The following is a 19692-nucleotide window of genomic DNA, read 5'->3' as shown; positions in this document are numbered from 1 at the left end:
CCGTCCCCGGGGTGAACTCGACCACAATGGGTCGCACGAGCACCGAGGAGAACCACGATGGCCAAGTACCTGCTGCTGAAGCACTACCGAGGCGCCCCCGCCGCGGTCAACGACGTGCCGATGGACCAGTGGACCCCGGAGGAGATCTCGGCGCATCTGCAGTACATGAACGACTTCGCGGCCCGGCTGGAGAAGACCGGCGAGTTCGTCGGCGGTCAGGCGCTCGCCCCTGAAGGCGCATGGGTTCGCTACGACGGTGAGGGGCGTCCGCCGGTCACCGACGGACCGTTCGCGGAGACCAAGGACCTCATCGCCGGCTGGATGGTCATCGACGTCGACAGCTACGAGCGCGCTGTCGAGCTGGCCGGGGAGCTGTCGGCCGCCCCGGGGGCGGGCGGCAAGCCGATCCACGAGTGGCTGGAGGTGCGCCCGTTCCTGGCCGCGAACCCCAGCACCACGGAGTGCCCCCACCGGTGAACGAGGTCCTGCTCAGGAGCCTCACGCCAAGTGTGCTCACCGTCCTCGTCCGCCGCGGAGCGGACTTCGGGGCGGCCGAGGACGCCGTACAGGACGCACTGGTGGAGGCCCTGCGTGTCTGGCCGGCCGATCCGCCGCGGGATGCGAAGGGCTGGCTGATCACCGTCGCCTGGCGCAAGTTCCTCGACGCAAGGCGTGCCGATGATGCCCGCCGTCGGCGTGAGGACCGCGTCGAGGTGGAGCCGGCTCCCGGTCCGGCGCCCGCGGTGGACGACACGCTCCAGCTCTACTTCCTGTGCGCCCACCCCTCGCTCACCCCGTCGTCGGCGGTCGCGCTCACGCTGCGTGCCGTCGGCGGGCTCACCACCCGCCAGATCGCCCAGGCCTACCTGGTGCCCGAGGCGACCATGGCGCAGCGCATCAGCCGGGCCAAGCGCACCGTTTCCGAGGTGCGTTTCCACCAGCCCGGCGACGTGGCCACCGTGCTGCGCGTGCTGTATCTGGTCTTCAACGAGGGCTACTCCGGCGATGTCGACCTCGCGGCCGAGGCCATCCGGCTCACCCGGCAGCTCGCGGCCCGGTTCGACCATCCCGAGGTGGCCGGGCTGCTCGCCCTCATGCTGCTCCACCATGCCCGGCGTGCCGCCCGGACCGCGCCCGACGGCAGCCTGGTGCCGCTCGCCGAGCAGGACCGCAGCCGGTGGGACACGAAACTGATCGCCGAGGGCGTGGTCGTCCTGCAGGCCGCCCTCGCCCGCGACCGGCTGGGCCAGTACCAGGCGGAAGCCGCCATCGCGGCCCTGCACGCCGATGCGCCCGCGGCCGAGGAGACCGACTGGGTGCAGATCGTCGAGTGGTACGACGAGCTCCTGCGCGTGGCCGACAGTCCCGTCGTCCGTCTCAACCGTGCGGTGGCCGTCGGCGAGGCCGACGGCCCGCGCGCGGGCCTTGCGGCGCTCGCGGAGCTGGACGCCGCACTGCCCCGCCACGCCGCGGTGGCGGCCTATCTCCACGAGCGCGACGGCGACCTGGCGACGGCGGCACGGCTGTACGCCGAGGCGGCCCACAAGGCGTCCAACCTCGCCGAACGCGACCATCTGACCCGCCAGGCCGCTCGCCTCAACGCCCGCCGACGGCACTGAGCGTTCGCAGTCCCGACGTCAGCGGCCGGTGGGGTGCGCCGGGCGGTCGCGGCCGACCGTCAGTGGGGCCGGGCGGTAGGGGACGTAGGCCGCTCCGTCCAGACCGAGTTCCGTGGCGGACCGCTGGAGCGCTTCCGGGGTCGCTGCGTCGTCCCAGCGACCGGTGCTGACGCGGTGTTCGAGAGCGTGCAGGGCGGCCACGGTCTCGGCGGTCGTGAACGCGCAGTGGCCCTGCCGCTCGACGTACGCCTGTCGTAGCAGCGCGCCGTCGCCGGAGGCGCGCACGCGGGCGGCGAAGCGGTTCTCCTGCTCCACCGGGACCAGGTTGTCGGCGGTGGTGTGCACGTCGAGCAGGGGCACCTCGAGGCCCTGGCCCGCGGAGGAGGTCCGCTGCGCGGTGCCGACGGCGGCGGGGTCGGCGTTGATCGTGGCGCCCTCGGTCAGCGTGCGCAGTTCGGCATGCAGATCGAGACCGGCTGCCCCGTAGAGCGCACGCACTTGAGACGCATGTTCCGAGCCGTCCAGCAGACGGGCGTAATCCACGCCCCGGTTCCAGGAGTTGTTGCCGCCGACCGACTGCTCGACGGCATACCGGCCGCCCTCGACGAAGGACAGGATGCCCTGCGCGAACCAGTCGTACTGCTGCTCTTCCTGGCCCGCCCAGTCGGTCGCGGCGGGCCGGTCCTTGCCGGGCGACCAGGCGGGTAGGTTGAGGAAGGCGGCGGCCAGCGCGGTCCGGGCCCGGCCCTGCGGGGTGGACTGCGCGGTGGTGACCGCCTTGGTGAGCAGGTCGGCGGTGGCGGACGCCTCGGCGGACGTGCCGAACCGCACGAGTTTCACGTCCTGACCGGGCAGCAGCAGGCGGGCGATGGTGTACTCGGCGTCCAGCTGGTAGTTGTCCAGATCCGTGCCGCCCGCGACCAGTCCGCACTGACCGAGCGCGCCGTCGATGCGCCCGCCGCCGTCGCGGGCGAGCTGCGCGTTGACGAGTCCTCCCATGGACTGGCCGATGGCCAGAGTGCGCCGGGGGGTCCCGACTTTCGCGGTGACGGCGCCGAGCGTGGCGAACTGGTCGCGTTCGGCGCTGCTCAGTGCCCACATCGAGCCGTGGGGGTCGTACGACGAACCGGCCATGGCGTAGCCCTCGGCGAGCAGCTCGGTGCGCACGGCGTCGGTGGGGGCGTCCCTGGCGACGGTGGGGCCGAAGCCGTGGCTGAACAGCAGCAGGGTGCCGTTCCAGCGGTCGGGTACGTCCGCGATCCAGGTGGCGCCGTCGGCGAGGGTGCCGGTGAGGTGGGTGGTGGCCGGGGTGTCCGCCTGCGCGGCCGGGGCGGGCAGGGTGGTGAGCGCCGCGGACGCCAGCGTGACCAGGGCGGTCAGGGCGATGCGCAGACGAGTGCGGGGAATGCGGGTGCGGGTTCCGGCGGGCATGGTGCGGCTCCTCGGGGCGAGTGCGGGCGTGCGGGGCGGGCGGGGCCGGAGAAGATGCTCAGTGCACTGAGCGAACACGTCGAGGAATGTAGGGCTCTTTTTTCGCTGCCGTCAATGGAATGCACAACCTTGCCAGGTCGTCATGGGTGGCAGGGCCATTCACCTCGGAGAATCCCGTACCGGGGCAATTTTCCTGCCCCTCACAAGGTGCGCATCCGGTGCCATGCCGGCAACCATCCCCCGAATTGGCAGAGCACCGCCGGGTTCACCAACTCCGGCGCCAAGAACGGCGAGTCGTTGCATACGGCGGCGATATGTTCCGCTGCCTAGGCTGCACCTATGCGTGTGCTGATCGTGGAGGACGAGCCCTACCTGGCCGAAGCCGTCCGTGACGGTCTGCGGCTGGAGGCGATCGCCGCCGACATCGCCGGCGACGGCGACTCCGCCCTGGAGCTGCTCAGCGTCCACTCCTACGACCTCGCGGTCCTCGACCGGGACATCCCCGGCCCGTCCGGTGACGAGGTCGCCCGCCGCATCGTCGCTTCCGGCAGCGGTATCCCGATCCTCATGCTCACCGCCGCCGACCGGATCGACGACAAGGCGTCCGGCTTCGCGCTCGGTGCCGACGACTACCTCACCAAACCGTTCGAGCTGAGAGAGCTGGTCATGCGGCTGCGGGCACTCGACCGCAGACGCGCGCACGCCCGGCCCCCGGTCCGCGAGATCGCGGGCCTGCGGCTGGACCCCTTCCGCCGGGAGGTCTTCCGCGACGGACGCTATGTCGCGCTCACCCGTAAACAGTTCGCGGTGCTCGAGGTCCTCGTCGCCGCCGAAGGCGGTGTCGTCAGCGCCGAAGAGCTGCTGGAGCGGGCCTGGGACAACAACGCCGACCCCTTCACCAACGCCGTCCGGATCACCGTCTCCGCCCTGCGCAAACGACTGGGGGAACCATGGCTCATCGCCACGGTGCCCGGCGTCGGCTACCGCATCGACACCGGCACCCCACCCGGCGGCACGCATGAATAGACGCCCCGGGCTCAGCGCCCGGCTGAAACTCACCCTCAGCTACGCCGGATTCCTTCTCCTTGCCGGCGCTCTCCTGCTGGCCGTGATGTGGGTGTTCGTGCTGCGCTGGCTGCGGACCGACGACCCCAAAGCCATCCAGCACAAGTTCGGCGTCGTCATCATCACCGGTTTCAACCGCTCCGACGCCCTGCGCGGCTTCGTGCCCGCCGCAGCCGTAGCACTGGCCTTCCTCCTCGTCTTCGGCCTCCTGGGGGGATGGTTCCTCGCCGGCCGGATGCTCGTACCACTGACCCGGATCGGCGAGGCGGCACGGATGGCCGCGAGCGGGTCGCTGGCGCACCGGATCCATATGGAGGGCCGCGAGGACGAGTTCCGCGAACTCGCCGACACGTTCGACACCATGCTCGAACAATTGGAGTCACACGTCGCCGAGCAGCAGAGGTTCGCCGCGAACGCTTCCCACGAGCTGCGCACCCCGCTGGCGATCTCCCAGACGCTCCTCGACGCCGCCCGCAAGGACCCGACGCGGGACCAGGGTGAACTCATCGAGCGCCTTCACACCGTCAACGCGCGGGCGATCAACCTCACCGAGGCCCTTCTGCTGCTCAGCCGCGCCGATGCCAGGAGCTTCACCCGCGAGCCCGTCGATCTCTCCCTCATGGCCGAAGAAGCCGCCGAAACGCTGCTTCCTCTCGCCGAGAAGCGCCGGATCACGCTCGACGTCACCGGCGAGCCGACACGGACCGTGGGCTCCGCGGCGCTCATCCTGCGGATGGTGACGAACCTCGTCCAGAACGCCATCGTGCACAATCTTCCCGCCGACGGCACCGTGACGGTCCACACCGAAACGCAGCACGACGTCGGCGTGCTGCGGGTCGAGAACACCGGCCCGCCACTCCCGCCGGAGCTGGTACCGACCCTCACCGAACCCTTCCAGCGCGGAACGGAACGCGTACGCACCGACGAACATGCCGGCGTCGGCCTCGGCCTGGCCATCGTGCACAGCATCGTCCGGGCCCACGACGGCACCCTCGACCTCGCACCCCGTCCGACCGGCGGCCTGGCCGTCACGATTCGACTTCCCGGCACACCGCAGTCCTCGTCTCCGAGCGGACCCCACTAGATCGCCGCCCGGCGGTCATCCAGTGACCGACCACTCCCGGCCGTGACCGCAAGGTCGATCACGTCCGGCTCTGTCACTCCGCGGCCGCCCGCTCCCCGGCCGGGCGGCGGCGCAAGGTGGGCTCGGTGAGCGACTGGGGCTGCCAGACGCCGTCGGCCCGATAGAGATCGGTGCCGGGCGCCACGATCTCGTCGATACGGTCGAGCACCGCGTCGTCGAGCAGCAGATCGGCCCCCTTGAGCAATGAGGTGAGCTGGTCCATGGTGCGCGGACCGATGATCACCGATGTGACGCCCGGGTGCACCAGGGGGAAGGCGACGGCCAGTTCCGGCAGGGTGCGGCCCATCTCCTCGGCGAGCGCGACGAGTTGCTCGACGGCCTCGAACTTCGCCGGGTTGCCCGGGGCTTCGGGGTCGAAGCGGTGCGGGGTAAGTCTGGCGCGGCCGGTGGTGAGGTCGACGGGGCGGCCCGCGCGGTAGGCGCCGGACAGGAATCCCGAGGCCAGCGGAGACCAGGTCAGCACGCCCATGCCGAGGCGCTGCGCGGTGGGCAGCACGGCCCGTTCGATACCGCGCGCGAGGATCGAGTACGGCGGCTGCTCCGTACGCATCCGCATCAGTCCGCGCCGCTCCGCCACATGATCGGCCTCGACGAGGTCCTCGGCGGGGAACATGGAGCAGCCGAATGTCCGGATCTTGCCCGCCCTGACCAGGTCGGTGAGGACGGACAGCGTCTCCTCGATGTCGGTGGTGGGGTCGGGGCGGTGCACCTGGTAGACGTCGATCCAGTCCGTGTCCAGGCGCCGCAGGCTGTCCTCGACGGCCTTGAGGATCCAGCGGCGCGAGTTGCCGCTGCGGTTGCGCCCCTCCCCCAGGGGAAAGTGCACCTTGGTGGCGAGCACGACGTCGTCGCGTCTGCCCTTGAGAGCCTTGCCGACGATCTCCTCGCATTCGCCGGCCGAGTACATGTCGGCGGTGTCGACGAAGTTGATGCCCGCATCGAGCGCCGCATGGATGATGCGGGCACTGTCCTCGTGGTCGGGATTGCCGACGGCACCGAACATCATCGTGCCGAGGCAGTGCGTGCTGACCTCGATGCCGGTCTTGCCGAGGACTCGATAGCGCATTGCGGTGCTCCGTCGCGGATGGGGGCGGGTCGGAAGCGTGACTCTAGGACTTGGAGTGCACTCGACCGCAAGGGCGACCTGACCCGTCCGCTCATCGGCCCACGACAGGGGCCCGCGTCAGAACGATCAGGTGGCCGACTCGTCCGGCGTGGAGGCCTGCGTGGCACTGCGGTGGAGAACTTCCTCGGTGTGCTGTCCCAGGTGCGGCGGCGGCAGGCGGTACTGGGCGGGTGTCCTGCTCAGTGCGATGGGGTTCGCGATCTGGCGGGAGGGTGTGCCGTCGGCTCCGTGGGCAGGTGCGGCGGGAATGTCGACGATGCCGGGAACACCGAGTTTCCGCGCGAAGTCGAAGGCCTCGTCAAGGGTGTTGACCGGTCCGGCGGGCACGCCCGCGGCCAGCAGGACCGACGACCAGTGGTCCGCGCCCGCGGCGCCCAGCCGTTCACTCAGGATGTCCCTCAGTTCGGTGCGATGGGCGACCCGATCGGCATTGGTGCGGAAGCGGTCGTCGAGCGCGAGGCCGGGCTCGCCGACGATCTCGGCGAGCGCCGCGAACTGCCGGTCGTTGCCCACCGCGATCGCGAGGGGACGATCGGCGGCCGGAAACGTCTCGTACGGCGCGATGCTCGGGTGGGCGTTGCCGAGGCGCCCCGGAACCACACCGGCGACGGCGAACGCGGACGCCTGGTTGACCATGGCCGACAGCAGCGAGCCGAGCAGATTGACCTCGACGCGCTGCCCTTCCCCGGTCGCGTCCCGGTGCCGGAGGGCGGCAAGGATGCCGAGCGTGGCGTGCAGCCCGGTGATCACGTCGACGAGTGCCACGCCCGCCTTGGTCGGCTCTCCTGCCGGGTCCCCGGTCACGCTCATCAGACCGCCCACGGCCTGCACGAGCAGGTCGTATCCGGGAATCGTCGCTCCGGCACCGGCCCCGAAGCCGCTGATCGAGCAGTAGACCAACGACGGGTGCCGGGCGAGGAGTTCGCGATGCCCGAGCCCGAGTCGTTCCATCGTGCCCGGGCGGAAGTTCTCCACCAGGACGTCGCACTCGGCGACCAGGGCACGGGCCTGCTCCAGGCCCGCCTCGGTCGTGAGGTCCAGGGTGACGGACCTCTTGTTGCGGTTGACGCTCAGGAAGTACGTCGACGTGCCGTCCCGGTCCGTCGGGGGTTGCCAGGCCCGGGTGTCGTCCCCGGTGCCCGGCCGCTCCACCTTCACCACGTCGGCGCCGAGATCGGCGAGCAGCATGGTGGCGTAGGGCCCCGCGAGGACCCGGGAGAAGTCGGCGATGCGCAGACCCTCCAGTGCGCCGCGCCCGGCTGCGCCGCGAACGCCGGACGGCCCGTCCGGTGCGTTGTCCCGAGTGCTCACGCACCCTCCTCCTCTGATCGTCCCGCTCAGGCGGCCGCCGGCACGAAAGCGATGCCCGTCAGGAACCAGCGTCCCTGCGCTCGACGCTGAAGTCGAACGCCAGGGTTCCCGCGTCGCGTGCCGAGACTCCGCCGTCCACCGTGAGTACCGCGCCGTTGACGAACGACGCCGCGGGCGAGAGCAGCCAGGCAATCGCCTCGGCGACCTCGGACGGGTCGCCGGGGCGCCCCGCGGGCACCAGCTTCGTCGCTTCTTCGTAGGCCTCGTCCACGCCGCCTCCGAGCCCGGACTCCTCGGCGAAGCGGGCCATACGACGATCAGCCATCTCGGTGCGCACCCAGGTGGGGCACACCGTGTTGGCGCGCAGACCCTGGCTGCCGTAGTCGACGGCCAAGGAGCGGCACAGCTGAAGCAGCGCGGCCTTGGAGGTGGCGTACGCGGCGTTGCCGACCCCGTTGCGCAGTGCCGCGACGGAGGCGACGGCAACGACCGAACCGCGGGTCTCCAGCAGATGCGGGAGTGCGGCGCGCAGCAGCAGGAAGGGCCCCGTCAGGTTGGTGCGCATCACCAACTCCCATGTCTCGTCCGAGAGATCTCCCACCGCGCCGCTGCGTCCGACACCCGCGTTGAGGACCAGTCCGTCGAGCCTGCCGTAGCGGGAGACCGTGGCCTCGACGAGCTCACCCACGGCGGTCGCATCCGTGAGATCGGCTACGTGCGGAAGGGCACCCGTTTCGTCGGCGACGCGCTGTAGCGGCTCGGGCCGTCTGCCACCGATGACGACGTCGTGTCCGGCGGCCCGCAGCAGCCGGGCAGTCGCGGCGCCGATGCCGGTGCCTCCGCCGGTTACCACTACAACACGCTTGTCCGTCATGGCCGTTGGGCCTCCTCATCAACCGGAAATCGGGCCTGCGTGATCTTACGCGGACCGGCTGTGTCACCCCGGGGTCGGCTGCCTGGGCGTGGATACCGGAGCGCAGGGTGACCAGGTCGAATCGACGCACACCGCTCTGCGCGTGCAGGGCGTCCACCATGCGGGGGGCATCCAGCCGCTCAGCACGCGCCCACCCCTGAGGAGAAGAACTCGGGGTCATCACGGCATCCCATCAGCCCCCTTGACCTCAACTGCGCTTGAGGGACGAGCCTTCAGGCATGGACATCGAAGAGATGCAGCGGCAGCTGCACACCCTGACCGACCGCGCCGAGATCACCGATCTGCTGGACCGCTACCTGCGTTCCCTGGACGAGGGGGTTTTCGACGAGGAATGGGCTCGCGCCTTCCACACCGAAGACGTCACCGCCGAGATGCCCATCGGCACCGTCCATGGCCGCGATGCTCTGCTGGCCCGGGTCCGGCAGGGCATGGCGCTCTTCGACCGAACCGTGCATATGGGCACCAACGCGATCATCGAGATCGACGGCGATCGGGCCACCACGCGGGGCGCCCAGCTGAGCACCCACGTTCTGGCGGACGGCACCGGCGGCGTCTTCATCTCCGCCGGGCATGCCGATGCCGAACTGGTCAGGACGGCCGAGGGGTGGCGGATCTGCGCCTCGAGCCTGCGGGTGGTGTGGACCCAGGGTCCCCCTCCACAGGTGCCCGCACCCACTACGGGCGGGGCTTGACGGTCTTCATCGTGAAATGCGACGTCACGTTCTTGATCCGGGGGATGGTCATGACCCGGGCCTCGCCTGCGGCCCCGGGCCGTTCAGTCCGTGCGGGGTCGGGCGAGTCCGAGGTCGTAGGCGAAGATCACGGCCTGGATGCGGTCCCTGGCGCCGATCTTGGCGAGGACACGGCCCACATGGGTTTTGACGGTGGATTCGGACAGGACGAAGTGCGCGGCGATCTCGCCGTTGGTCCAGCCCTTGCCGACGGCTACGAGGATCTCGCGCTCGCGGTCGGTGAGGGAGGTCAACCTCGGGTCCTCGGCGAGGCCGCCCCGGTGCGCGGGCACGTACTGGGCGAACTCGTCCAGGAGGCGGCGGGTGAGCGCGGGCGCGATCACCGCGTCGCCGATCGCGACGGCACGGATGCCGGCGAGGAGTTCCTCGGGGCGCACGTCCTTGAGGAGGAAGCCGCTGGCCCCGGCGCGCAGGGCGGCGTGGACGTACTCGTCGAGGTCGAAGGTGGTGAGCACGAGGACGCGCGAACGCTCGCCGGTGGCGACGATGCGGCGGGTGGCCTCGATGCCGTCCATGCCGGGCATCCGGATGTCCATCAGGACGACGTCCGGGCGCAGTTCGGCGGCCTTGCGGACGGCCTCGGCGCCGTGGGCGGCCTCACCGACGACCTCGGTCTCGGCGACGGAGTCCAGGAGGATGCGGAAGCCGTAGCGTTGCAGCGGCTGGTCGTCCACGACGAGCACTGTGGTCACCGGACACCGCCTTGGGGCGTGAGGTCGAGGACGGCCTCGACGCTCCAGCCTCCGCCGCCCGCCGGTCCCGCGCTGACGGTGCCGCCGTAGAGCGCCGCCCTCTCCCGCATGCCCACCAGTCCGTGCCCTTCTTCGTGCGGGCCCGGCGGTGTCGCCGGGCCGGTGTCCTGGACCCGGATGGTCAGCCGGGTGTCCGCCTCGACGATCGCCAGGTGCACCCGGGTGTGGGCATCGGCGTGTTTGAGGGTGTTGGTGAGGGCTTCCTGGACGATGCGGTACGCCGTCAGCTGCACTCCGCTGTCGAGGGCGTCCACGTCGCCGGAGGTCCGGTAGACGACCTCAAGTCCGGCGGCGCGCACCTTGGCGCACAGGGCGTCGATGTCCGCGATGCCGGGCTGCGGGCTGAGTTCGGGCCCGGCTTGGGGGCCGTCCGCCGCCTCGCGCAGCACACCGAGTACGCGCCGCAGCTCGCCCAGGGCCTGGCGGCCGGTGTCTCCGATGAGCTGGAGGGCTTCCTTGCCGCGTTCGGGAGCGAGGTCACTGGCGTAGGCGCCGGCGTCGGCAAGGGTGATGATGACGGACAGGTTGTGGCCGACGATGTCGTGCATCTCGCGGGCGACCCGGGTGCGTTCGGTGGCGGTGGCCAGCCTGCTGCGCTGGTCCCGTTCGATCTCCAGCCGGGCGGCCCGCTCCCGCAGTCCGGCCAGCTGGGCCCGGCGGATGCGGACCATCAGGCCGAGCGCGAGGGCCGCGGTGGTGGTGCTCAGCAGGAAGAACAGCGCGTCCCAGACGGACATGGCCGCGGACACCCGCAGGGCGACCAGCACCATGGCGCCCGCCATGGCGGCGCAGGCCCACGGCAGCTGCTTCAGCCGTCCGTGCAGGGCCAGGCTGTACAGGGCGACGAACAGGGCGATGTCCGCGCGCAGCACCGCGTTCAGGGACCACTGCAGAACGAACACCGCGGCGATGACGCCGAAGGCGGCCAGGGGCCTGCGTCGCCGCCACAGCAGGGGCAGGACCAGTCCGGCCTGGAGTGCCAGCGTCCCGGCGAGGGGCAGCTGGGTGAAGGCGAGCCGGAAGCGGCGCGGGCCGTCGCCGTCGCCGGCACCGCCGTGCAGCAGGTCGGGCAGGCAGAACATCAGGAAGACCAGGACCACGACCGCGGTGTCCAGCACCCACGGACGGTTCCGGTCGGCCTGCCTGAGCCGCTGGCCGCCCCGGGACAAGCGGGCGACCAGCGGTCCCATCCCGCTGATGTCATCGGTGGTCACGGACGTCACCTGTCCATGGTGCGTCAGACGTCGCTGCGTGCGAGCCGGTAGGCCGCGCCGCCCAGCGCCAGCGCCGTCCAGCAGAGGAAGACCAGCAGCCCTGCGCCGGGTGACAGGGTCGTCGAGTCGTGGGTCAGGGCGAACATCGACTCTCCCGCGTTGGAGGGCAGGTAGGGGCTGATGTTGTCCTGCCAGGAGCTCGGCAGCAGCGAGATCAGTCCCGGGATCAGCATGAAGGTGGCCACCAGCACCGAGATCCCGCCGGCCACGGAGCGCAGCAGCGCGCCCAGCGCGGTGCCGATCACTCCGACCAGGCCGAGATACAGCCCGGCGCCCAGCAGGCTGCGCAGCACGCCCGTGTGCGAGAGGCCCATGGCCGCGGGTGTGCCCGAGACGATGCCGCTGCCGAACAGGAAGGCGACGAACGCGCCCAGCGTCCCCACCGCAAGGGCGACCAGCCCGAACACGGCCGCCTTGGACCACAGCACGGGCAGCCTGCGGGGCACCGCCGCGAGAGTGGAGCGGATCATGCCGGTCGAGTACTCCCCCGCCGTGACCAGCACGCCGAGGACTCCCAGGGCCAGCTGGGCGAAGTTCGTACCGAAGAGGGACAGGCTCACGGCCGTCGAAGTGGCGAAGTCCCGGTCCATGTGGCCGGAGTTGATCCCGGACTTGTACCGGCTCGCCGCGATCAGTCCGAACGCCACCAGGAACAGCAGGCCGAGGCCCAGGGTGATCCAGGTCGAGCGCAGGGACCACAGCTTGGCCCACTCCGAGGACAGCACGCGCCGTCCGGTCACCCGGTAGGCGGGGCGGGCGGGGGCGGTGCGGGGTTCTTCGGCGGTTGCGGTGAGGGTGCTCATGCCGGCCTCCCGAGGGTCTCGATCCCGGTCGTGGAGCCGTGGTACTCCACGGCGTCCCTGGTCAGGTCCATGAACGCCTCCTCCAGGGACACCGTCCTCGCGCTCAGCTCGAACAGCGGTATCCCGTGCTCGGCCGCCTTCAGGCCGATGCTGCGGGCACTCAGCCCGGTCACCTGCAGTTCCTCGGAGCCCACCCGCCCCGTGATGTCGACGCCCGGGCCCGCAAGGACGTCCCGCAGCCGCGCCGGGTCCTGGGTGGCGACCTTCACCGTGTCGCCGCCCGCCTCGCGGATCAGCTCCCCGACGGTGGTGTCGGCCAGCAGCCGCCCCCGGCCCACGATGATGAGATGGTCCGCCACCAGCGCCATCTCGCTCATCAGATGCGAGGAGACGAACACCGTGCGGCCCTCGTCGGCGAGCGACTTGAGCAGATTGCGGATCCAGAGGACGCCCTCCGGGTCCAGCCCGTTGACCGGCTCGTCCAGCATCACCGTCTGTGGATCGCCCAGAAGCGCGGCCGCGATGCCCAGTCGCTGGCCCATCCCGAGGGAGAACGCGCCGGCCCGCTTCTTCGCCACACTGGCAAGGCCGGCGAGGTCGATGACCTGGTCGACCCGGCGGCGCGGAATGCCGTGGGTCAGCGCGAGGGCCCTGAGGTGGTTGTACGCCGAGCGGCCCGGGTGGATCGACTTCGCCTCCAGCAGGGCCCCGACCTCCTGGAGCGGGGCCCGGTGGCGGGCGTATTGGTGGCCGTTCACGGTGACGGAGCCGCTCGTCGGGGCGTCGAGTCCGACGATCATGCGCATGGTGGTGGACTTTCCCGCGCCGTTGGGGCCCAGGAAGCCTGTCACCGTACCCGGTTTCACGACGAAGTCCAGCGCGTCCACGGCCGTCTTGTCGCCGTATCTCTTGGTCAGCTGCCGTGCGTCGATCATGCGCGTTCTCTCTGTCGGCTTACGGCGTCCGTCGCTTCCGACGCCTCACCGGCAACGCTAGGAGCCGATCCGCCCGATCCCGTGGTACCGGGAGGCCGACCCGGGCTGAGCGCGTAGTACCGCGGTACTACGCCGCTACCGTCGGTGTCCTCGCTCGCGGGCTCCGCCCGTTCGCAGCCGTCGTCCGGCCGCCGCGCAGGCCCCGCACTGCGGCATCCGGGTGCTGGAGCCCCGCCCCCGGCCCGGTCACCGTCGCGTACGGCAGGCCGATTCCTACGTTGATCGTGTGATCATCCACTTCTCGTCCCGGACGGCCGTCACCGCCTGCGCGCTCTGCGCGGCGGGTGTCCTTGCGTTCACGCCCGTCGCGCGCGCGGAGCCCACCCCGCCGGGCGTGCCGCGGGCGGCGCTGCCGGATCCCTCGTTCCTGTATCGCGAGGGCACTCAGGTGCGGCCCCACCACGGGGCGCCTGAGATCCCCGACGTGTCCGCGTTGTCCTGGCTGGTGGCGGACGCCCGCAGCGGGGACGTGCTGGCCGCGCACGATGCCCACCGCAAACTGCCGCCTGCCAGCACGCTGAAGACGCTGTTCGCGTTGACGGTGCTGCCTGCGCTGCCGGCGGACGCCCGGCACACGGTGCGGGATGAGGAGCTGGAGGACATCGGTGAGGGCAGCAGCAGGGTCGGGGTCGCCGAGGGGCGGACGTACCGGATCGCGGATCTGTGGCGCGGGGTCTTCCTCAACTCCGGGAACGACGCCGTGGACGTGCTGGCCTCGCTCAACGGCGGCTGGCAGACGACGGCGGGGCAGATGCAGGCCAGGGCCCGTTCGCTGGGGGCCCGCGACACGCAGGTGCGCTCGCCCGACGGGTACGACACGCCGGGCCAGGTGTCGTCGGCGTACGACCTGGCGGTGTTCGGCCGGGCGGGGCTGCGCGATCCGGACTTCGCCCGGTACTGCGGTACGGCCGTGGCGAGGTTCCCCGGCGGGGGCGGCTGGTCGTACGAGATCGAGAACACCAATCGGCTGCTGACCGGGGCGGACGGTGTGCGGCCGTACCCGGGGCTGATCGGCGTCAAGAACGGCTACACCGGCGACGCGGGCAACACGCTCGTCGCCGCCGCCCGCCGGGGCGGGCGCACGCTCGTGGTCACCGTGATGAACCCTCAGGCGGGTGGGGGCTTCACCGTCTACGAGGAGGCGCGGGAACTGCTGGACTGGGGGTTCGAGGCGGCGGGGAGGGTCGAACCGGTGGGCTCGCTGGACGCGTTGCTGGACAAGCCCCGCCCGGGGCCGCGCGCCACGCCCGTGGCCGTCGCGCCGGACGGCGGGTCACCGTGGCCGAGGGCGGGGGTCATCTCGGGTGCCGTGGCACTCGGCGCGGGGGCGGTGGTGCTGGTGCTGCGGCGCAAGGGCGTGCTGTCGGCGCGGAATTGACCCACCGGCAGCCACAGCAGCAGCCCCAGGGTGATCCAGGTGTAGGTGTTGCTGCCGAGGAAGCCGTCGACGCCGGACGCGTCGTGGAACCAGAGCCACACCACGCTCGTGCACAGCACCCCGTACAGAACGCCCGTCACGCGCGCGTGCCCGGCGCGGATCAGTACGGCGAACGACGGCAGCAGCCACACCAGGTGGTGCACCCAGGTGATGGGGCTGACGAGGCAGGCGGTCAGACCGGTGAGGGCGAAGGCGGCCGGCCAGTCGGCGGCGGTGACGGCCCGGCGGGTGCGCAGGGCCCAGATGCCGAGGACGACCAGGACGGCCGCCGCCCACACCGCTCGGTCCGCCACGCCGAGCCGGGCCAGGATGCCCTGCAGCGACTGGTTGGAGACGTAGTCGAGGCGGCCCACCCGGCTTGTGTCCCACAGAGCCTCGGTCCAGTAGAACCGGGAGGCGTCCGGGGCCACCCAGGCGGCGAGGCCTGTCGCCGCCCCGGTGACGGCCGTCGCGACCGCCGCGGCACGCCGGCGGCCGGCGAGCAGGAGCAGGCCGATGAAGAGGGCGGGCGTGAGTTTGACCGCGGCCGCCAGGCCGATGCCGATGCCTGCCCAGCGCTCCCGCCCGGTGGTCAGCAGCCAGGCGTCGGTGAGGACCAGTGCCAGCAGCAGGAGGTTGACCTGGCCGAAGCTGAAGGTGTCGCGGAGCGGTTCGAACAGGGCGAGCAGGCACGCGCCCAGGGCGCAGCCGAACCAGCCGTAGCGGCGCCAGGCCCCCTGGGTGAGGATGTGCAGGACCCAGGCCAGGGCCGCCAGGTTGAGCAGCAGGGATCCGGCGATCGCCGTGCCCAGGCCGACGAGGGCCATGGGCAGCATGCTGACGGCGGCGAACGGCGGGTAGGTGAAGCCGTATTCCGTGCCCGGCACCCGGTAGTCGTAGAGCCGTCCGCCGTGGTGGATCCAGGTGTTGACGGCGCCGTAGTAGACGCGCAGGTCGAACCAGTCGCGCAGCAGCGGCACGGTCGCGGTGAAGGCGGTGACGGCCGTGGCGAGGGCGAGGACCAGGAGCAGTCGGCCGCGGTCGGTGCGGGGCGGGGTCATGCGGTTTCTCCCAGCGCGGGCGCCTGGGCCGCCTGGTGGACCTGCCACAGGACCACCACGGCCAGCGCCCCGCCGGAGACGGCCAGCATCAGCTGCCCGGTGTCGACGGGCCCGCCGCTGGGCAGGGTGGCGAGCGCGAGCACGCCTGTCACGGCCGCCACCCGGTGCCGTACCGAGGTGGTGGGGGCCGCGGCGGCGATCAGGAACAGCCCCCACAGGGCGTACCAGGGGCGGATCGCCGGTCCGAAGGCGGCCACGGCCGCGAGGCTCAGGCCGAGCGCGTAGACCGGGCGGGGGCGCAGCCGCCACCATATGGCCGCGATGACGAGCGCGGTGATCGCAAGGCCGAGCAGGTGCCAGACCGGCAGGGCGAGGGGGGCGAGGTCGCTGCCGAGGTGTTCCAGCACGGCTCCGGTGGCGCGGCCGAGGAGGCTCGTCAGCGCCCAGTTGTGCGGGGAGACGGGGGTGTCGAGGGCGCCTATCCAGCCGTATCCCGTGCCGGCGGCGGCTGTTGCGGCGACCGTGGTGGCCGCGGCGGCCAGGGCGGTCGACACGGCGGCCTTCGCCGGGTGGCGGCCGGCCCGCACCTGAAGGACGAGGACCGCGGCGAGCCCGAGCACGGCGGGCGCCTTGACGAGGGCCGCGAGGGTGACGAGCACGGCGCCCAGGACCGGCCACCGGCCGAGGGCCGCGACCAGGCCGACACCGAGCAGGCCGAGCATGATGGCGTCGTTGTGGGCACCGGCGACCAGGTGGAGCAGCACCAGCGGGTTGAGGGCGCCGAGCCAGAGCGCGGCGGCCGGATCGGCGCCGCTGTGCCGGGCGAGGCGGGGCAGCGCGGCCGCCATCAGTGCCACGCCGATCAGCGCGAGCAGCCGCATCCCGACCAGTCCGGCGGGCAGTTCACCGCGGGTCAGCCCGGACAGTGCGGAGGCGACGGCGAGGAACACCGGGCCGTAGGGAGCGCCAGTGTGCTGCCACAGCGGGGCGACCTCGTCGGCGAGGGGGCCGCCGAGCTGGGCGGGGCCGTATGCGTAGACGTCCATGTGGGCGTCGACCATGGCACCCTGCGCGAGGTAGCTGTAGACATCCCGGCTGAACAGCGGCGGGGCCAGCAGCAGCGGGGCCGCCCAGACGGCGAGCACGAGCAGCAGTTCGCGCGGGGTGGGCGCATCGGCGCTGCGCACGAGCCGCCCGAGCAGCACCCAGGCGGCGATCAGCAGCACGACGCCGAAGTACACGCCGACCAGGCCCAGCGCCGCGCGGGCGGTTGCCGGCGCCAGCAGATCGCGCACGGGCAGGGCGCCGGCCGTCTCACCCCCGAGGGCGAGGAAGGCGGTGCCGGCCAGGCCCAGCACCTGACAGCGGCGGAGATCGACGGGGAAAGCCATGGCCAACACTCGGGAAGCGTGTCAACGCCGGGTGGCCGGAAATTGACGCGCCGCCTTCGGGGCGGGGGCCTGCGCGTGACCGGCTCGTGAGCGAACGGCCGCAGCGATCCCCGGGGCAGCGACGGGCCGACCGGGGTGCTGGGCCGGTTCGGCACAGGACCCCGGGCCGGTTCAGAACACCGACAGGCCGGTCAGCGTGGTGAAGCGGTCCAGCGCCGCGACGCCCGCGACCGAGTTGCCGCGCTCGTCGAGGCCGGGGCTCCACACGCACAGGGTGCAGCGGCCGGGGACGACCGCGATGATGCCGCCGCCGACACCGCTCTTGCCGGGCAGGCCCACGCGGTAGGCGAATTCGCCCGCGGCGTCGTAGGTCCCGCAGGTCAGCATCACCGCGTTGACCTGCTTGGCCTGGCTCTGGGAGAGCAGCCGGCTGCCGTCGGCGCGGATGCCGTGGCGGGCCAGGAAGCCGGTGGCGAGGGCGAGGTCCGCACAGGAGGCGGTGAGGGAGCACTGACGGAAGTACTGGTCGAGCAGTACCGGGATCGGGTTGTCGATGTTGCCGTAGGACGCCATGAAATGGGCGAGGGCGGCGTTGCGGTCGCCGTGTGCGGCCTCTGAGGCGGCGACGTCCTTGTCGAAGTCCAGGGCCGGGTTGCCGCTCTCCGCGCGCAGGAAGGCCAGCAGTTCGCCGGACGCGTCTTCGGTACGGGTCTGCAGGCGGTCGGTGACGACGAGGGCGCCCGCGTTGATGAACGGGTTGCGCGGGATGCCGTTCTCGTACTCCAGCTGGACCAGGGAGTTGAAGGGGTTGCCGGAGGGTTCGCGGCCCACGTGCTCCCACAGCTCGTCGCCCTCGCGGGCCAGGTCGAGGGCGAGGGTGAAGACCTTGGTGAGGGACTGCGTGGAGAACGGCTCTCGCCAGTCCCCCACGCCGTACACCGTGCCGTCCAGTTCTGCGACGGCCATGCCGAAGCGGCGCGGGTCGCAGGCCGCCAGTGCCGGGATGTAGTCGGCGGGGCGGCCTCGGCCGGGGGTGCGCCCGATCTCCTCGGCGATGCGCTCCAGGACCGGCTGGTAGGCGTAGGACGACGTCGTTGTCATGATCACTATTGTGCCTCCGGGTCGGTCCTGGCGCGCGGCCGTGGTTCAGGCGAGGGTGGGGCCGCTGCCCGCGAGGACCTCGGGCCGCAGCAGGTCGGTGAGGCGTTCGGCGGGCAACAGGCCCTTCTCCAGAACGAGTTCGGCGACACCGCGGCCGGTGGCGAGGGCCTCCTTGGCGATGTCGGTGGCCGCCGTGTACCCGATGTGCGGGTTGAGGGCGGTGACCAGGCCGATGGAGTCCTCCACGGACTTGCGCAGCGCCTCGGCGTTGGCGGTGATGCCGTCCACGCACCGCTCGGCGAGGGTCAGGCAAGCCGCGCGCAGATGGGTGATGGACTCCGACAGGGAGTGCAGGATGATCGGCTCGAAGGCGTTGAGCTGGAGCTGTCCGGCCTCGGCGGCCATGGTGATGGCCACATCGTTGCCGATCACCTCGAAGGCGACCTGGTTGACCACCTCGGGGATGACCGGGTTGACCTTGCCGGGCATGATGGACGAACCGGCCTGCACCGGCGGCAGGTTGATCTCCCCCAGACCCGCGCGCGGCCCCGACGACAGCAGCCGCAGGTCGTTGCAGCTCTTGGAGAGCTTGACGGCGATCCGCTTGAGCACGCCGGACATCTGCACGAACGCCCCGCAGTCCTGGGTGGCCTCCACGAGGTTGGCCGCGGTGACCAGCGGCAGCCCGGTGATGGCCGCGAGGTGACGGCGGGCCGACTCGGCATATCCGGCAGGTGCATTGAGTCCGGTGCCGATCGCCGTGGCGCCCAGGTTGATCTCATGGATCAACTGGACGGCCTCGTCAAGACGGTTGCGGTCCTCGTCAATCATGACCGCATACGCGGAGAACTCCTGCCCCAGCGTCATCGGCACCGCGTCCTGCAACTGGGTACGGCCCATCTTGAGCACGCCACGGAACTCAACGGCCTTGCGGGCGAAAGCATCCTGCAATACCGACATCGCCTTGAGCAGTCCACGGACCGCGAAGACCGTCGCTATCTTGACGGCGGTCGGGTAGACGTCATTGGTGGACTGGCCGAGGTTGACGTCCTCGTTGGGGTGCAGGTGCTGGTAGTGGCCCTTCTCGAAGCCCAGCAGTTCCAGCGCCCGGTTGGCGACGACCTCGTTGGCGTTCATGTTGGTCGAGGTGCCCGCGCCGCCCTGTATGACATCGACGACGAACTGGTCGTGCAGCCTGCCGGCACGGATCTCGCGGCAGGCCTGGACGATGGCGGCGGCCTTCTTCGGCTCCAACAGGCCCAGTTCCTCGTTGGCGAGGGCGGCGGCCTCCTTGACCGCGGCGAGGGCGTCGATCAGGTGCGGGTAGGCGGAGATCGGGGTGCCGGTGATGGGGAAGTTCTCCGTGGCGCGAAGGGTGTGCACCCCCCAGTAGGCGTCGGCGGGGACGTCGCGGTCTCCGAGCAGGTCGTGTTCGCTGCGGGTGGCGGCGGTCATGAGGTGCGGGTCCTCTTTCAGAGCGTGAGGGTTGGGTGGCTGGCGACGTCGGGGGTGGGGT

At 71.4% G+C, this 19692-nt stretch carries 17 protein-coding genes and 1 pseudogene; 6 read left to right on the top strand and 12 right to left on the bottom strand.

Annotation, left to right across the window (positions count from 1 at the left end; genetic code table 11):
• Positions 1 to 57 precede the first annotated feature (57 nt).
• Together ABT254_RS05180 and ABT254_RS05175 are read left to right on the top strand one after the other, a co-directional pair.
• The gene (locus ABT254_RS05180; protein ID WP_030926839.1) at positions 58 to 477 is read left to right on the top strand and encodes a YciI family protein; all 420 of its coding nucleotides are present in this window, start codon (positions 58 to 60) and stop codon (positions 475 to 477) included.
• Entirely contained in the window at positions 474 to 1619 is a 1146-nt protein-coding gene (locus tag ABT254_RS05175; protein WP_351463689.1) for an RNA polymerase sigma factor, read from the top strand. The genes ABT254_RS05180 and ABT254_RS05175 overlap by 4 nt, the downstream gene beginning before the upstream one ends.
• Before the next feature lie 18 nt (positions 1620 to 1637).
• Here ABT254_RS05175 and ABT254_RS05170 read toward each other — a convergent pair whose 3' ends face one another.
• The gene (locus tag ABT254_RS05170; protein WP_351463686.1) at positions 1638 to 3050 is read right to left on the bottom strand and encodes an alpha/beta hydrolase; all 1413 of its coding nucleotides are present in this window, start codon (positions 3048 to 3050) and stop codon (positions 1638 to 1640) included.
• A 339-nt stretch (positions 3051 to 3389) separates the two neighbouring features.
• Between ABT254_RS05170 and ABT254_RS05165 the strand changes: the two genes are divergently transcribed.
• Entirely contained in the window at positions 3390 to 4076 is a 687-nt protein-coding gene (locus ABT254_RS05165) for a response regulator transcription factor (RefSeq protein WP_351463683.1), read from the top strand.
• Positions 4069 to 5199, top strand: a complete 1131-nt coding sequence (locus tag ABT254_RS05160; protein WP_351463680.1) for a sensor histidine kinase — start codon at positions 4069 to 4071, stop codon at positions 5197 to 5199. The genes ABT254_RS05165 and ABT254_RS05160 overlap by 8 nt, the downstream gene beginning before the upstream one ends.
• Before the next feature lie 73 nt (positions 5200 to 5272).
• Here the strand turns inward: ABT254_RS05160 and ABT254_RS05155 are convergent, their stop codons facing one another.
• The 3 genes from ABT254_RS05155 to ABT254_RS05145 form a co-directional block, all read right to left on the bottom strand.
• The gene (locus ABT254_RS05155) at positions 5273 to 6325 is read right to left on the bottom strand and encodes an aldo/keto reductase (RefSeq protein ID WP_351463677.1); all 1053 of its coding nucleotides are present in this window, start codon (positions 6323 to 6325) and stop codon (positions 5273 to 5275) included.
• A gap of 126 nt (positions 6326 to 6451) precedes the next feature.
• Positions 6452 to 7696: a CaiB/BaiF CoA transferase family protein gene (locus tag ABT254_RS05150; RefSeq protein WP_351463674.1), complete on the bottom strand. Its 1245-nt coding sequence runs from the start codon at positions 7694 to 7696 to the stop codon at positions 6452 to 6454.
• Between the two features lie 58 nt (positions 7697 to 7754).
• Positions 7755 to 8570 (bottom strand): SDR family NAD(P)-dependent oxidoreductase, encoded by an 816-nt coding sequence (locus tag ABT254_RS05145; RefSeq protein WP_351463671.1) that lies wholly within the window; start codon positions 8568 to 8570, stop codon positions 7755 to 7757.
• 278 nt (positions 8571 to 8848) lie between these two features.
• Here ABT254_RS05145 and ABT254_RS05140 point away from each other — a divergent pair, with 278 nt between their 5' ends.
• Positions 8849 to 9322 carry a nuclear transport factor 2 family protein gene (locus ABT254_RS05140; RefSeq protein ID WP_351463668.1) on the top strand — a complete coding sequence of 158 codons (474 nt, stop codon included), beginning with the start codon at positions 8849 to 8851 and terminating at the stop codon, positions 9320 to 9322.
• Positions 9323 to 9405: 83 nt separating this feature from the next.
• Here the strand turns inward: ABT254_RS05140 and ABT254_RS05135 are convergent, their stop codons facing one another.
• Genes ABT254_RS05135 through ABT254_RS05120 form a run of 4 tightly spaced genes read right to left on the bottom strand, consistent with a single transcriptional unit; the run spans position 9406 to position 13146 of the window.
• Positions 9406 to 10074: a response regulator gene (locus tag ABT254_RS05135; RefSeq protein WP_351463665.1), complete on the bottom strand. Its 669-nt coding sequence runs from the start codon at positions 10072 to 10074 to the stop codon at positions 9406 to 9408.
• Positions 10071 to 11348, bottom strand: a complete 1278-nt coding sequence (locus tag ABT254_RS05130; RefSeq protein ID WP_351463662.1) for a sensor histidine kinase — start codon at positions 11346 to 11348, stop codon at positions 10071 to 10073. The genes ABT254_RS05135 and ABT254_RS05130 overlap by 4 nt, the downstream gene beginning before the upstream one ends.
• Positions 11349 to 11371: 23 nt before the next feature.
• The gene (locus ABT254_RS05125) at positions 11372 to 12211 is read right to left on the bottom strand and encodes an ABC transporter permease (protein ID WP_351463659.1); all 840 of its coding nucleotides are present in this window, start codon (positions 12209 to 12211) and stop codon (positions 11372 to 11374) included.
• Positions 12208 to 13146: an ABC transporter ATP-binding protein gene (locus tag ABT254_RS05120; protein WP_351463657.1), complete on the bottom strand. Its 939-nt coding sequence runs from the start codon at positions 13144 to 13146 to the stop codon at positions 12208 to 12210. The genes ABT254_RS05125 and ABT254_RS05120 overlap by 4 nt, the downstream gene beginning before the upstream one ends.
• 220 nt (positions 13147 to 13366) lie before the next feature.
• Between ABT254_RS05120 and ABT254_RS05115 the strand changes: the two are divergent.
• Positions 13367 to 14254 (top strand): annotated as a pseudogene (locus tag ABT254_RS05115) (D-alanyl-D-alanine carboxypeptidase family protein); the annotation flags it as partial.
• Positions 14255 to 14337: 83 nt separating this feature from the next.
• Here the strand turns inward: ABT254_RS05115 and ABT254_RS05110 are convergent.
• From ABT254_RS05110 to aspA, 4 genes are all read right to left on the bottom strand, one after another.
• Complete coding sequence (locus tag ABT254_RS05110; RefSeq protein ID WP_351463654.1) at positions 14338 to 15684, bottom strand: glycosyltransferase 87 family protein; 1347 nt, start codon at positions 15682 to 15684, stop codon at positions 14338 to 14340.
• On the bottom strand, positions 15681 to 17075 hold the full coding sequence (mptB, locus tag ABT254_RS05105) for a polyprenol phosphomannose-dependent alpha 1,6 mannosyltransferase MptB (protein ID WP_351463651.1): 1395 nt from the start codon (positions 17073 to 17075) through the stop codon (positions 15681 to 15683). Before mptB ends, ABT254_RS05110 begins: the two co-directional genes overlap by 4 nt.
• 171 nt (positions 17076 to 17246) lie before the next feature.
• Positions 17247 to 18176, bottom strand: coding sequence for a glutaminase (locus ABT254_RS05100; RefSeq protein WP_351463648.1), 930 nt, complete (start codon positions 18174 to 18176; stop codon positions 17247 to 17249).
• 45 nt (positions 18177 to 18221) lie between these two features.
• On the bottom strand, positions 18222 to 19631 hold the full coding sequence (gene aspA, locus ABT254_RS05095) for an aspartate ammonia-lyase (protein ID WP_351463645.1): 1410 nt from the start codon (positions 19629 to 19631) through the stop codon (positions 18222 to 18224).
• Positions 19632 to 19692: the final 61 nt, after the last annotated feature.

This window comes from Streptomyces sp. NPDC001137 (assembly GCF_040298885.1).
In the GTDB taxonomy this organism is placed as follows: domain Bacteria; phylum Actinomycetota; class Actinomycetes; order Streptomycetales; family Streptomycetaceae; genus Streptomyces.
This window is presented reverse-complemented; position numbering and strand designations above follow the sequence as displayed.